At 70.6% G+C, this 13,795-nt stretch carries 13 protein-coding genes and 1 pseudogene; 1 reads left to right on the top strand and 13 read right to left on the bottom strand.

Translation table 11 applies throughout. The features are described from left to right. Positions 1–5: 5 nt before the first annotated feature. The 9 genes and pseudogenes from A5705_RS17455 to A5705_RS27330 all read right to left on the bottom strand — a co-directional run. Positions 6–1,301, bottom strand: a complete 1,296-nt coding sequence (locus tag A5705_RS17455; protein WP_067881473.1) for a MinD/ParA family protein — start codon at positions 1,299–1,301, stop codon at positions 6–8. Between the two features lie 44 nt (positions 1,302–1,345). Beyond that, positions 1,346–2,317: a c-type cytochrome biogenesis protein CcsB gene (gene ccsB, locus A5705_RS17450; RefSeq protein WP_067881470.1), complete on the bottom strand. Its 972-nt coding sequence runs from the start codon at positions 2,315–2,317 to the stop codon at positions 1,346–1,348. After that, positions 2,314–3,894 (bottom strand): cytochrome c biogenesis protein ResB, encoded by a 1,581-nt coding sequence (locus tag A5705_RS17445; RefSeq protein ID WP_067881561.1) that lies wholly within the window; start codon positions 3,892–3,894, stop codon positions 2,314–2,316. The genes ccsB and A5705_RS17445 overlap by 4 nt, the downstream gene beginning before the upstream one ends. Positions 3,895–3,995: 101 nt before the next feature. Beyond that, positions 3,996–4,775, bottom strand: a complete 780-nt coding sequence (locus A5705_RS17440; protein ID WP_067881466.1) for a cytochrome c biogenesis CcdA family protein — start codon at positions 4,773–4,775, stop codon at positions 3,996–3,998. Beyond that, on the bottom strand, positions 4,772–5,341 hold the full coding sequence (locus tag A5705_RS17435; protein ID WP_067881564.1) for a TlpA disulfide reductase family protein: 570 nt from the start codon (positions 5,339–5,341) through the stop codon (positions 4,772–4,774). The genes A5705_RS17440 and A5705_RS17435 overlap by 4 nt, the downstream gene beginning before the upstream one ends. A 17-nt stretch (positions 5,342–5,358) precedes the next feature. Beyond that, positions 5,359–5,967: a histidine phosphatase family protein gene (locus tag A5705_RS17430; RefSeq protein ID WP_068278796.1), complete on the bottom strand. Its 609-nt coding sequence runs from the start codon at positions 5,965–5,967 to the stop codon at positions 5,359–5,361. Beyond that, on the bottom strand, positions 5,967–7,310 hold the full coding sequence (gene hemL, locus A5705_RS17425; RefSeq protein WP_067881460.1) for a glutamate-1-semialdehyde 2,1-aminomutase: 1,344 nt from the start codon (positions 7,308–7,310) through the stop codon (positions 5,967–5,969). Before hemL ends, A5705_RS17430 begins: the two co-directional genes overlap by 1 nt. A 60-nt stretch (positions 7,311–7,370) precedes the next feature. After that, complete coding sequence (locus A5705_RS17420; protein WP_067881457.1) at positions 7,371–7,712, bottom strand: hypothetical protein; 342 nt, start codon at positions 7,710–7,712, stop codon at positions 7,371–7,373. Beyond that, a pseudogene (locus A5705_RS27330) lies at positions 7,693–7,875 on the bottom strand (FAD-dependent oxidoreductase); the annotation flags it as partial. The pseudogene A5705_RS27330 and the gene A5705_RS17420, both read right to left, overlap by 20 nt. A gap of 82 nt (positions 7,876–7,957) precedes the next feature. Between A5705_RS27330 and A5705_RS17415 the strand changes: the two are divergent. Beyond that, positions 7,958–8,449, top strand: a complete 492-nt coding sequence (locus A5705_RS17415; protein WP_067881453.1) for an STAS/SEC14 domain-containing protein — start codon at positions 7,958–7,960, stop codon at positions 8,447–8,449. A 4-nt stretch (positions 8,450–8,453) separates the two neighbouring features. On the opposite strand, the gene A5705_RS17410 is transcribed toward A5705_RS17415, so the two are convergent. The 4 genes from A5705_RS17410 to A5705_RS17395 all read right to left on the bottom strand — a co-directional run bounded on the left by A5705_RS17410 (position 8,454) and on the right by A5705_RS17395 (position 13,691). Next, positions 8,454–9,824 carry an amino acid permease gene (locus A5705_RS17410; protein ID WP_068278924.1) on the bottom strand — a complete coding sequence of 457 codons (1,371 nt, stop codon included), beginning with the start codon at positions 9,822–9,824 and terminating at the stop codon, positions 8,454–8,456. Between the two features lie 58 nt (positions 9,825–9,882). After that, positions 9,883–10,626: a class I SAM-dependent methyltransferase gene (locus tag A5705_RS17405; protein ID WP_067881450.1), complete on the bottom strand. Its 744-nt coding sequence runs from the start codon at positions 10,624–10,626 to the stop codon at positions 9,883–9,885. 235 nt (positions 10,627–10,861) lie between these two features. After that, positions 10,862–12,007, bottom strand: coding sequence for an LLM class flavin-dependent oxidoreductase (locus A5705_RS17400; RefSeq protein WP_068278794.1), 1,146 nt, complete (start codon positions 12,005–12,007; stop codon positions 10,862–10,864). A gap of 85 nt (positions 12,008–12,092) precedes the next feature. Next, positions 12,093–13,691, bottom strand: a complete 1,599-nt coding sequence (locus A5705_RS17395; protein ID WP_068278792.1) for a phospholipase C — start codon at positions 13,689–13,691, stop codon at positions 12,093–12,095. Positions 13,692–13,795 lie beyond the last annotated feature (104 nt).

The following is a 13,795-nucleotide window of genomic DNA, read 5'->3' as shown; positions in this document are numbered from 1 at the left end:
CCCCTCTAGGCGACACCCGGGTTGCGCTGATCGCCGGGGAACCCATCGGCCACGACGGCCGCCAACTCGGTGAGCGCCTCGCGCGTCCCGCGCCGCAATCGATCCAGCTCGATCTCGGCGCCCTCTTCCAGGTGCGGGTCGAACGGGATCAGGCGCACGGCGCGGCAGCGGCGCGAGAAGTGATCGATCACCTTGTTCATGTCGACCTTGCCGGTGCGCGGGCGCACGCCGTTGATGACCGCGATCGAGTTGCGGACCAACTCCTGGTGCCCGTGTGCGTCCAGCCAGTCCAGCGTCGCCGAGGCGCTGCGCGCGCCGTCGATGGACCCCGAGGCGACCACCAACAACACGTCGGCCTTCTCCAGCACCGACGACATCACCGAGTGCAGCAGCCCGGGGCCGCAGTCGGTGAGCACCAGGCCGTAGAACCGCTCCAGGATGTCCAGGACGCGGGTGTAGTCGTCGGCCCCGAACGCCTCGGAGACGGCCGGGTCGGTATCGGACGCCAGCACCTCCAGCCCGCTCGGGCCCTTCGAGGTGTAGCGGCGCACGTCGCTGTAGCGCTCGATGCTCCCGGCGTCGTGCAGCAGCTGCCGCACCGTCGCCGCCGTCTCCAACGGGATCTTCTGGCTCAGGGTGCCGCGGTCGGGGTTGGCGTCGACGGCCACCACCCGGTCGCCGCGGATGGACGCGAAGGTCGCCCCCAGCGTCGCGGTGATCGTGGTCTTGCCGACGCCGCCCTTCAGCGACAGCAGGGCGATCCGGTAGCAGCCCCGCAGGGGCCGGTTGACCTGGGCCACCAGGTTGTTGTGGCGCAGGGCGCGGGGGCTCTCGCCCAGGTTGATCAGGTGGCCGGACAGGTCGTAGACCAGCCGGCGCCAACCCTCCGACGGCGGGGGCTTGACCGGCCGCAACAGCATGCCGGTGGACAGCTCCGGGTAGGGCGTGTGCGGCAGGTGCTCGGGCCGGTACGGGGGCGCCTGGGCTTCCGCAGGCGGCGCCTCGGCGGGGCCGTTGTAGTAGGCGCCGTAGGCGGTCGGGTCGACGCGCGGGATGCCCGTGACCGGGGTGGAGTCCCAGGGCGGCATCGGGCCGCGCGCGGGCGCGGGTCCTGCCGCCGTCGACGGTGCCGCCTCCCGCCGCTCGACCGGGGGGACCCGGCGCTCGGTGCGGAATCCGGCGAAGGCGCGGGTCGGCGCGTCGCCCGAGTCCGCCGGCGGTTCGCCGGATTGCCGGGCAGGAGGCAGCCCTGTGGTCTGCGGCTCGGGCGGCCCGACGCCCGTCGTTGGATGGTCGGACACCTGCGCTCCCCCTTGTTGCGATTACTTAGGTCGGTTGCTCACTGTCATCCCACGCCCGCATACGAATGCAGGCCCACGGTGACCAGGTTAACGAAGAACAAGTTGAAGACCATGGCCACGAAACCCACGACGTTGATCCACGCCGCCTTCCTGTCCCGCCATCCCGCGGTCGACCTGGCATGCAGATAGGCCGCGTATACCACCCACGCGACAAACGAAACCGTCTCCTTGGGATCCCAGCCCCAGTACCGGCCCCAGGCCTCCTCGGCCCAGATCGCGCCGAAGATGACACCGAAACCGAACACGGGGAAGGCGAAGATGGTGGTCCGGTAGGCGACGCGGTCCAGGGTCTGCGCGTCCGGCAGGCGCCGCACCATCCTGGCCAGCGCGCCGTCGGCGTCGCTTTCGGAAAGCCGCGACGTGCGCAGCAGGAACAGGATGCTGGCGATGCCGGCGACCATGAACACACCGGAGCCCAGGCTGACCACCGACACGTGGATGGGCAGCCAGTAGGACTGCAGCGCGGGCATCACCGGCGCGGCGTTGGTGTAGAGCCAGCGCCCGGAAACCGTCAGCAGGACCAGCACTGGCACCAGCAGGAACACCCACAGGGGGCGGTATTGCGGCCGGCGCAGCACGACCGCGCCGGCGACCAGGCCGCAGAAGCAGGTCAGGTTGATGAACTCGTACATGTTGCCCCACGGCACCCGCAGGGTCGCCAAGCCGCGCAGCACGATGCAGGCCGCCAGCAGCCCGATGCCCAGGTAGACCACGGCCAGCCCGGCCCGCCCGACGCGCTCGTCGAACGGCCGCTGGTCGCCGTCCTCCACGATGCCGGGGAGGGCGCTGTCGGCGGCGACCGCGCCGGCCGGGACGCGCCGGTCCACGCGGCGGCTCCCCACGTAGGCCAACTCGAAGGCCAGCAGCAACATGGCCACCACCAGCGCCACCACCGCCGAGGTGAACGCCCAGTCCGAGGCACGCGCCAGCCCGATGTCGACGTGCAGGGTGTTCATGTGACGTCCACCTGAGAACTCCTTTTGGACGCGGCGGGCGTGGGCAGGCCGGGGTCGCCCAGTCCTTCCGCCAGCCGCTCGGTCAGCCGCTCGAACTCGTCGCCCCACCCGGAGTTGTCGGTGCGCGCCAGCCCGCCCAGTTCGACGTTCACCGTACCGGCCGCCCCGCCGCCCGCCGCCGTGAGCCTGACCCACACCCGGCGGCGGCGCACCAGCAGCGACACCAGCAGCCCGGCCATCATCGTGACGGCGAAGACGAGCACCCAGGTCTGGCCCGGGTCGTGGGAGACCTGCAGGTTGACGAACGGCACGGCGCCGTCGAAGCGGACGACGGTGCCGGCGGCCGGACCCTGGTCGAGCCGCACCTGCTGGCCGGCGCGCAGGTTGACCCTCTTCTCCTTGGTCAGCCGGCCCTGCTCGATCAGCCGGGGATCGAGCGCGAACAGGGACTGGGGCCGGCCGGTGTCCAGGCCGGTGTCGCCGCGGTAGATGTCGACGGCCACCGCGGGGGCGTTCAGGGCGGGAAAGCGCGACGACAACAGCGACCCGTCGAGCTGCTCGGTGGGCGCCAGCAGGCCCTGGATGGCGATCTCGTGCCGGCGGCGATCGGCGGCGTTGGGATAGCTGCCGGCGGGCGGGTCGATGCGCGCCACGCCCGAGCTGAGCAGGGTCTGCGGGTTGTCGGGCCGCCACTGCACGGTCGACGTGCGCGTCTGCCCGTCCGGGAAGATCACGGTGAACGTCGGCGCGTAGCCGTGGCCCTGCAGGTACACCCGGTCGCCGCCGACCCGCAGCGGGTGGTTGACCTCCAGCAGGTAGTGCCGCCAGGTGTTCGCGGCGAGATCCTGGCCGGCCTGGTAGTCGACGTCGGCGGCGAACGAGGTGGCCTGCCCGGACGGCAGGTAGTGGGCCTGGAAGTCGTTGACCCGGATGCAGATCGGGCGCAGTGACGTGCCGTCGACGGTGTTGCCGGCGCGGAACGAGTCGAACGCGGCCGGCGACGCCGAGCAGAAGCCGGGGCCGCCGTCGGCGATGACGATCACGTTGCCCTCGTAGCCGAAGAGCTTGCCGACCGCCACGGCGACCAGCAGGCCCAGCAGCGAGAAGTGGAAGACGATGTTGCCGAACTCGCGCAGGTAGCCCTTCTCCGCCGAGACCTCGACGACTTCGCCTTCATGCCGGATGGCCGTGCGCCAGCCGCGCAGCCGGCCGGCGACCGTGTTGGCCAGGGCGTTCAGGTCCGCGGCGTCACCGGCGACCTCCGCACTCGCGTGCTTGGGCAGCCGGGACAGGTTGCGCGGGGCGGGCACCGGGGTGGCGCGCAGGCTGCGCGCGTGCTCGATCATCCGCGGGGTCAGGCAGCCGACCAGCGAGACGAACAGCAGCACGTAGACCGCGGTGAACCAGAAGCTGGAGAACACGTCGAACGCCTGCAGCCGGTTCAGCCAGGGTCCGATCACACGATGGGCCTTGAGGTAGTCGTCGACCTTGCCGGCGTTGAGGCTGCGCTGCGGCAGCAGCGCCCCGGGTATCGCGCCGAGCGCGAGCAGGAACAGCAACACCAGCGCGGTGCCCATCGAGGTCAGCGCGCGCCAGGTGTTGCGGCTTTTCGCAGCGAGCAGACGCAAAAGCCCCCAAAATGGGCCACTTTGGGGTGCTTTTGCGTCTGCTCGCGCCATCAAATCGGGAGCCTCACGTCGGATACGAACGCGTCGCGCAGCCAGGAGATGAAATCGTTCCACACCCCGGTGACCAGCAGCACGCCGACCGCGATCAGCAGTGCGCCGCCGAAGATCTGGATGGCCCGGGTGTGCCGCCGCAGCCAGCCCAGGGCCCCCACCGCACCCGCCGAGCCGAACGCCAGCAGCACGAACGGGATGCCCAGCCCCAGGCAGTAGGCGATCACCAGCGCGACGCCGCGCGCGACATTCGCACCGTCGGTGGCCGAGGCCACGGTGATCACCCCGGTCAGCGTCGGCCCCAGGCACGGCGTCCACCCGAGCGCGAACACCGCGCCGAGCAGCGGCGCCCCCGCGACCGTCGTCAGCTGTCGCGGGCTGAACCGCGCCTGCCGCTGCAGCGCCGGGATCAGGCCCACGAACACCAGCCCCATCACGATGGTCAGCACTCCCCCGGCCCGCTGCAGCGCCAGCTGGTTGGTGATCAGCGTGGTGGTCATGCCGAGCACCGCGACGGTGCCGAGCACGAACACCGTGGTGAACCCGGCGACGAACAACGCCGCCGACCCTGCGACCCGCCACCGGGCGGCCGGCGGGGCCTTCAGTGCCCCGGGGGGCGGCTGCTCGTCCACCCCGACGACCGCGGCCAGATAGGACAGGTAGCCCGGCACCAGCGGCACCACGCACGGCGAGGCGAACGACACCAGCCCCGCCAGCAGGCACACCCCCAGCGCCACCAGCAGCGGCCCGGCGGCGGCGATCTGCGCGAAGCCGGTCACGATTCTTGCGCCACCCGCTGCACGACGGGCTGCAGGTCCTGGGCCAGCAGCTCGCGCAGGAAGACCGCGGCGACCCGGTGCTGCCGGTCCAGCACCAGCGTGGACGGGATGACGGTGGTGGGGTACTTGCCACCGAACGCGATCAGGGTGCGCATCGCCGGATCGTAGAGCGACGGGTAGGTCACGTGGTGGTCGTCGACGAAGTCCAGGGCCGCCTGGCGGTTGTTGTCCCTGACGTCGATGCCCAGAAAGGACACCCCGGCCCCGCGGGTGGCGTCGTAGACCTGCTGCAGCTGGCCGACCTCGGCGCGGCACGGTCCGCACCACTGCCCCCAGATGTTGACGACGACGACCTGGCCGGCGAAATCGTCCAGCGACCGGGTGTGCGCGGGGTCGGCCAGGTCCGGTCCGGACAGCGGACCGGGCCGGCCGCGGCTGGACGGCGGGTTGTAGTAGATGTCGGTCTTGCCGCCGGGCGAGACGAATTCGAAGGTGCCGCCCTGGGCCACCGCGTCGTGGCCGGACGAACAGCCGGCGACGAGGGTCGTCAGCACGACCCCCGTCAGCGCCAGTCGCCACCCGGTCAAGGCGCCGCCGGTTGGAAGTACTCGATGTCGACCAGCCGGTCGCCGTCGTAGATGAGCGTGGTGATCGAGCACAGCCCGCATTCGCGCCGCCGCGGGTCGTGCCAGAGCCGCTTGCCGCTCAGGTGCAGCCGCAGCGTCCACACCGGCAGCTGGTGGCTGACGCACACCACCTCCTGGCCCGTGCCGCGGGCGCGCGCCTTGTCCACGGCGGTCGTCATCCGGTTCGCGATCTCGGTGTAGGGCTCACCCCACGACGGCGTGAAGGGGTCGCGCAGCCGCCACCAGAACCGCGGGTCGCGCCACGCGCCGTCGCCGGGGCCGACACGGCGGCCCTCGAAGAAGTTGGCCGACTCGATCAGGTCGGGGTCGGTGTCCACGGCCAGGTCGTGCTTGGCGGCGATGGGCGCGGCGGTCTCCTGGGCGCGCTGCAGCGGGGAGGCGATGACGGCGACGATGTCGCGGCCGGCCAGCGCCTCGGCGACGGCGTCGGCCTGGGCCCTGCCCTTGTCGGACAGGTGGAACCCGGGCAGCCGCCCGTACAGGACGCCGCTCGGGTTGTGCACCTCGCCGTGGCGCACTACGTGGACGCGGGTTTCGTCGGCCATCAGGGCTTGTCCTCCTCGGCGGCCCGGCGGGCGGCGTCGGGCAGCGCCCCGGCGACCCGGTCGAACGCGTCGTCGTCCAGGGCGGTCGAGACGAACCACGCCTCGAATGCGCTGCACGGCGGGTAGACGCCCGCATCCAGCAGGGCGTGGAAGAAGGGTGGGTAACGCCACGTCTGGGTCGCGCGCGCCGACGCGAAGTCGGCCACCGGCGTTTCGGAGAAGAACACGCTGAGCATGTTGCCGGCCTGCGGAACCTGATGTGGCACACCGGCTTTCGTGAGCGCCTCCGATATCAGCCCGGCCAGGCGGTCGGCGTTGGCGTCCAGCGCGGCGTAGGCGGCGTCGTCGGCGGCGCGCAGCGTGGCCAGCCCGGCGGCCATGGCGACCGGGTTACCCGACAGCGTGCCGGCCTGATACACCGGCCCCAGCGGCGCCAGCCGCTCCATCACCTCGGCCCGCCCGCCGAACGCGGCGGCCGGCAACCCGCCGCTCATCACCTTGCCGAAGGTGAACAGGTCGGCTGCGACGGGATCGATTCCGTACCAACCACTTCGGCTGACGCGGAAGCCGGTCATCACCTCGTCGACGATCAGCAGCGCGCCGTGTTCGGCGGTGACCGCGCGCAGCGCCGCGTTGTAGCCGGGTGCGGGCGGCACCACTCCCATGTTGCCGGGGCTGGCCTCGGTGATCACCGCGGCGATCTGGTCGCCGAAGTTTCCGAAAGTCTGGCGCACGGCCTCGATGTCGTTGTAGGGCAACACGATCGTGTCCGCCGCGGCCGCGCCGGTCACGCCGGGCGAGGACGGCAGGCCCAGCGTCGCAACGCCGGAGCCCGCGTCGGCGAGCAACGCGTCGGCGTGGCCGTGGTAGCAGCCCGCGAACTTGACGATCTTGGCCCTGCCGGTGAACCCGCGGGCCAACCGGACGGCGCTCATGGTGGCCTCGGTGCCGGAATTCACCAGCCGGATCCGCTCGACCGGGGCGACCCGCCCGATGATCTCGGCGGCGAGCTCGCTCTCGGCCGGCGTCGGCGCCCCGAACGACAGGCCGGAGGCGGCGGCCTTGGCGACGGCGTCGACGACGGCGGGATGTGCGTGGCCGAGGATCATCGGCCCCCAGGAGCAGACCAGGTCGACGTAGCGGTTGCCGTCGGCGTCGGTGAGCCAGCACCCGCGCGCCTCGGTGATGAAGCGCGGGGTCCCGCCCACAGCCGTGAACGCCCGCACCGGGGAGTTCACCCCGCCCGGAATCACCGCGCAGGCGGCCTCGAACAACCTCGCCGACGCCGCGGTGACCCCGGTCGCGGCCGGGGCGGGTGCGGTCGCCTGGTCACTGCTACCCATGCCGACCAGTGTCCCAGCCTCCGCAAATCGTTCAACTACAGGGTGTAGCAGACGCGGGGGTCAGGCGTCTTGCCGGTCCGATTCCTGGGCGGCCCGCAGCTCGCGCCTGGCGGCTTCACGCTCCCGTTCCGCGGCGCGTTGGTGCGCGGCGACGTCGCCGAGGCCTTCCTCGACCGCGAGTTCCTGGATTTCGGCGGCGCGTTCGTGGGCGGCACCCGCCTCGTAATGGCGCTGCAGGTCGCGTCGATGCGCCTCCCGGTCGCGCTCGTGGGCGCGCTCGGCGCGCTCGGCGGCGAGCTTGACGTCGTCCTCGGTGACGGCCTTGCGGGCGGCCAGCTCCGCGCCCCGCCGCTGCAACTCCCGGGCGCGCTCGGCGGCCTCATCACCAGGCGAAACGGCCATGACGCGACATTACGCCGGTTGCGCCGCCCGTGCGGAGCCGCGGCGCCTTCTCGATCAGCGTCGGCTCGTGGCCGTAGCGCCGCAGCCAGTACGCAAGCGTGGGGCCGGCGATGCCGGCACCGACAATGGCGATCTTCATGCGTGCAGACCTCCGGTGAATGAAGCTGTCGCTATCATAGCACTAGGCAACAGTTGCACTGGGAAGTAGGATCTGGAGGCGGGTCGGCGTCCGAGAGGAGGTCGTTGTGCTGAAGGAACTTTCGGGCATGCCGCCCGGAATTCAAGCCCTGGAGGCCGTCGGGACGGTGACGGCGGCGGACTACGGACGGGTGTTTGCACCGCTGGTCGATCGGGCGCGACGGAGCGGAAGCCGGATGCGGCTGCTCTACCAGTTCGGCCCGGCCTTCCAGCGCATCACGGCCGGGGCGCTGTGGGCCGACGCCCGAGTTGGGTTGGGCTACTTGCCAATCCTCGACGGCTGCGCCGTGGTGAGCGACATCGGCTGGGTCCGCGCACCGGCGCGCGACATCGGCGCGTGGATGCCATGCCCGGCGCGGGTGTTCGACAACGCCGAACGCGATGACGCCGTGGCATGGCTGGCCTCACTGGGGCAAGCCTCCGACGTGTCAGCCCGCGATATGGCCAAGGCCTACATCGGTGGGGTGGGCGCCGCAGTCGCGAGCCCTACCGGGCTGCTCGTCTCCAGGGGCATCGGCCACCCGGCATCGGCGGGCTGAGAGTTCATTCGCCCGAGGCGATTTCGCGTCCGACGCGGATCCGGCCGCGGGTCCGGGCGAGGAAGTACAGCCCCCCCACCACGGCCCAGGACAGCAGGGACAGCCATAACTGGCTGCGCGCGGAACGATCGAACGCCATCTGCACGAGCACGGCGGTGATCGCGGCCAGGGTGAGGATCGACAGCGCCGGGAAGAACCACATCTTGACCCGCAGCTTGTCCGCGGGTGTGCGCCTGCGCAGGATGATCTGCGACAGCGCGATCAACCAGTAGACGAACAGGATGATGGCGCCCGACGAGTTGAGCAGGAACAGGAACACCGTGCCGGGCGCCAGCCACGCCATGACGACGCAACCGAAGCCGATCGCCGACGAGACCAGGATGGCCAGATAGGGGACGCCGCGCCGGCTGAGCGTGATCAGCCGGGCCGGCGCCTCGCGCCGGTCGGCGAGCACGAAGAGCATGCGCGAGGCCGTGTACAGGCCCGAGTTCAGGCAGGACAACACCGCGGTGAGCACCACCGCGTTCATCACCTGATCCGCCCCGCGCAGGCCGATGTGTTTGAGCGCTGCCACATACGGCGAGGAGCCCGGCTCCACCGAATTCCACGGCAGGAGCACCACGAGCAGGAACACCGAACCCACGAAGAAGACGCCGATGCGCGCCACCACCGATCGCGTCCCCCGCTGCACGGCGAGCTCGGGATCGCGGCTCTCGGCGGCGGCGACGGTGACGATCTCGGCGCCGACCATGGAGAAGATCACCACGACGATGGCCGCGAAAACCGCCCCGACGCCCTTCGGGAAGAATCCGCCGTGCGACGTGAGGTTGGAGAAGTCCAGGTGATGGCCCGGCAGCAGGCCCAGCGCGACGAGCGAGCCGACGACGAGAAACCCGACGATGGTCGCGACTTTGATTCCGGCGAACCAGAATTCGAATTCGCCGAAGGACGACACCGAGAACAGGTTCGTCGCGGTCATCAACGACATCAGGCACAGCGACAGCAGCCACAACGGCGCGTGGAACCAGTAGCCCAGGACCTTTCCGCCGGCGACCGCCTCGAACCCGACCACGATCACCCAGAAATACCAATAGAGCCAGGCCACCGAAAAGCCCGCCCAGCCGCCCAGGGCCCGCGCCGCGTAATCGGCGAACGACCCCGTCGACGGGTTGGCGGCCGCCATCTCGCCCAGCATCCGCATCACCAGGACGATCAGCAGGCCGCACAGCGCGTACGTCAGGAACGCGGCCGGCCCGGTGTCCTTGATCACCACGCCGGAGCCGACGAACAAGCCGGCGCCGATCACCCCGCCGAGCGCGATCATGCTGAGCTGCCGCTGCGACAGCCCTTGCCGCAGTTGCGTTGTGCCGGCCATGGTTAACCACAGCACATCGCCCGCGCGGGCACCACCCCGGCGCGCGGACGACGGGGCCTCAGTCCTCGCGGGTGGCCACCACGGACCAGACCGGCAAGTGCACCAGTCCGTCGTGCAGCAGTGGGCTCAGGATGTCCATCTGGCGCTTGAGCGGCTGCATCTTCTCGACGGCGTCGCCCTGCCGCTCGGCCATGATCCTGCCCATGGCTTCGAACGTCTCGGGGCCGAAGCGGGCCAGGTAGGTGGTGCCGCCGAGGTAGTCCAGGCGCCATCCGCTCGCGCCCAGCACTCGCTCGAAGTTGTCGGCGGGGATGCCCTGCCACTGCAGGCCGTTGACGTTGTGCGGGCTGAACTCGAACATGAACAGCCGCGCGCCGGGCTTGGTGGCGCGGTGCAGCGCCTGCGCGTATCGGGTCTGGGTCGCCTCGTCGTCGAGGAACACGTGGTAGAAGGCGCTGTCCACCACGGTGTCGAAGCGGCCGTCGAAGCCGTCGAGCTTGGTGGCGTCGGCCACCTGGAAATCAACGCGCACCCCGGCCCGCTCGGCGTTGCGCCTGGCCCGCTCGATGGCGGTGGGCGAGCCGTCGATGCCGGTGGCCGAATAGCCGCGGGACGCATAGTGAATGGCGTGGTAACCGGGCCCGGTCCCAGGGTCGAGCACCTCGCCGCGGATCGCCCCGTAGGCCACCAACTGCTGGACCACCGGCTGCGGACCGCCGATATCCCAAGGGATCAAGCCGTCGGTGTGTTCCGCCTCGCCGTACAACGGCTCGAATCCGGACTCGCTCGCGTCAACCGTCATGGTCCCTCGCCTCCAGCTTGTAGACGTCATCGTTCACTAATTCATCACCGTAGTCCGGGCGAGCAAGGGACGCAATCGTCCATTCGAAGCGAGATTGAAGTAAGGGCGCTTCGAGCCTGCGCACAGTGCGTGAAAGCTGCGGAAAATGCGGTCTGAGCGCAGTCTCGATGGCCCGGGACGTGCGCAGCGGGCGGGGCTCAGAGGTGCATGTCGCGGTCGCGGATCAGCGCCGTGGCTAGTGCGCCGAGGCGACCGCGAACGGCGTCGACGGCGCCGGTTGGGTCTGCCGGTTGGGGTGGCGCCACAACCCTTTTCGCTCGAGCAGCGGCAGCACGCCCTCACCGAACCAGTAGGCCTCCTCCAGGTGCGGATAGCCCGACAGGATGAAGTGGCTGATGCCCAGCCGCGAATACTCGACCAGCCGTTCGGCCACCTCGGCGTGCGACCCGACCAGCGCGGTGCCCGCACCGCCGCGCACCAGGCCGACCCCGGCCCACAGGTTGCGGCCGACCAGGAGCCGGCCGCTGTCGCCGCCGTGCAGGTTCAGCATGCGGCGCTGACCCTCCGATTCGCTGCGCGCCAGGCTGGCCTGCACTCGCTCGACGTCGGCCGGGTCGACGGCCGCGAGCAGCCGGTCGGCTTCGGCCCAGGCCTGCTCGGAGGTGTCGCGGCTGATCACGTGAATCCGCAAGCCGTACTGCAGGATCCGCCCCGCATCGACGGCCTGCCCGCGAACCCAGTCGAGCTTCTCGGCGACGGCCGCCGGCGGCTCACCCCAGGTGAGGTAGACGTCGGAGTAGGCGGCCGCGACCGGCCCGGCGGCCGCCGACGAACCGCCGAAGAACACCGCGGGCGTCGGGTCGGGCGGGTTGTTCAGCTGCGCGCCCTCGATGCGGATGTGGTCCCCGGCGAAGGTCACCGGCTCCCGCGACGTCCACAGCTGCCGCACCACATGCAGGAACTCGGCGGTGCGGGCGTAGCGCGCCTCCTTGTCCAGGAAATCCCCGTAGGCGCGTTGCTCGTGCGGCTCGCCGCCGGTGACGACGTTGAGCAGCAGCCGCCCGTTCGAGTGGCGCTGGAAGGTCCCGGCCATCTGCGCGGCGAGGGTGGGACTGAGCAGCCCGGGCCGGAACGCGACGAGGAACTTCAGCGTCCGGGTCCCCTCGATCAGCATCGCCGTGGTCAACCACGCGTCCTCACACCACAGGCCGGTCGGCGTGAGCACCGCCTCGAAGCCGTTGTCTTCGGCGGCCGCGCAGATCTGGTGCAGGTAGCGCAGACTCGCGGGCCGGTCGCCGTGCATCGCCGTGCCGTGCCCGCCCGCGACCAGGTTGCGCGAATCCCCATACGTCGGCAAAAACCAATGAAACGCCAGGCTCATCCTCTCCCCTTCGATCTCTGGCATCCTCCGGGACATCCGTGCGCCGCGCGAGGGTTGAAACCGCGGAGATCGAATCCCGGCGAAGCTAGCGCGGGTTGCCGGTGTGCGGGTCGAGGGTCAGCGTCGGTTGGGCCGGACCGCCGAAATCGAACATCCCGGTGAGCGCGCCGGCGCGCTCGTCGAAGGAGTGGTCGCCGATGCGGCCCGTGCTCCAGTTGTCCTCGATGAACCGCAGGATCGAGGTTTGGTCGGCGAGCGTGTGATCGACGAAATTTGCTCTGGCATAAGGGGATAACACCAGCAGCGGCAATCGCGGACCGTACCCGCACCGGCCCTGGTAGGCGGCGGGCGCGGTGGCCGGATCACCGCAGCGGCCCGGGCCGTTCAGGGCATCCTCGGTCGTCGCCGACGACGACACGATCGGCGAGGGCTTGTGATCGTACCAGCCGTCGGAGTCGTCGTAGGTGATGACGATCGCCATGTCCCGCCATACCGGCAGCCGCTGCAGATGGTTGACCGTCTCGACGAGGAACTGCTGCTCGTCGAGCGGATCGGAGTAACCGGCGTGCCCGTTCTGGTACGCCGGGGGCTTCAGGAAGCTCACCGACGGCAGGCGGCCGCCGTCGGCGGCGGCCCAGAAGTCCGACAGGTCGTATTGGTGGTTGGCCTGATCCGCGCGACCGATCTTGTCGACCGCACTCGGCGGCAGATGGTGCGGGTTGGCGGTGGACGAGTAGTACTGGAACGGCTCGTGATGCGGGACGTAATCCGGTTTGGTGCCGAACGGCAGCGCGCCGCCCGTGCCGGTGCCGCCGACGGCCGCGCCGATGTTGTGCGTCGCCCCGCACAGCGCCGCGCCGTTCGTTCCGCGGCCGGTGGGCCTGAAGCCGCCCTGGAACCAGCCCCAGGTGACGCCCTTCGCGTTGAGCAGGTCGCCGACGTTCTTGTTGCCCGGGCCGAACCGCACCTGGTCGCGGGAGGAGCAGTCGTCACCGAGGGGTTGCGAGTCGTCGATGAGGGTCCCCTGCCCGTTGCCGGTGTCGGCGATCACGTTGTGCGGCGGGAACGGCTGGCCCCCGGGCATGAATGTGGCTGTCACGCCGTGGGTTTGGCCCGAGACGAGGTTGATGTGGCCGGGTGAGGAAGGGCCGAAGGTGGTGTTGTAGAAGTTGTCGCTCATCGAATAGCGCTGCGCGTAGTTCCACAGCGCGGTGACCGTGTTGCCGTCGTAGTAGCCCATCACCAGCCCGGGGGTGCTGAAGGCCGGCGGCGGGCACGGCTCGCCCTCGGTGTGCTCGACGAAGCGGTCCATCGCGCCGCCGTTGAACGCCGCCTGCTCGGCCTGGTAGGCGTGGTCCTGGTCGCAGGTGACCTGCTGACCCGGACCGCCCAGGCGCATCGGCTGGACCGCGTTGGGGTTGTGCGTCAACAACTCTGGCGTGAGGCCGTCCACCCCCGGGGTGCCCGCTCTGGCGGTGAACGGCTGGCCGTCGACGCCCGCGGCGCGGGGATAGGTGCCGAAGTAGTGATCGAACGACACGTTCTCCTGGTATACGACGACCAGGTGGCGGATCGGCGTGGCGGTCGCGGGTTCCGCGGCCGGGCCGGGCCGGTGCGCGCACGCGGCGACCAGACCGAGCACCGCGACGGGGACCGCCAGGACGGCGAAGCGCTGCACCACCATGCCGCGAAGGCCTACCGGCTCCAGGTGCCCATTGCGTGAACGGCGCGTCAATAACAGGGGTCCGGCGCTTCGAAGGTCACCTCTTCGCGACCGACAGATCACAC

It is taken from the genome of Mycobacterium sp. E787, from assembly GCF_001668725.1.
GTDB lineage: Bacteria > Actinomycetota > Actinomycetes > Mycobacteriales > Mycobacteriaceae > Mycobacterium.
Note: the sequence above shows the minus strand (reverse complement) of the source record. Positions and strands in the feature narration are given on the sequence as shown.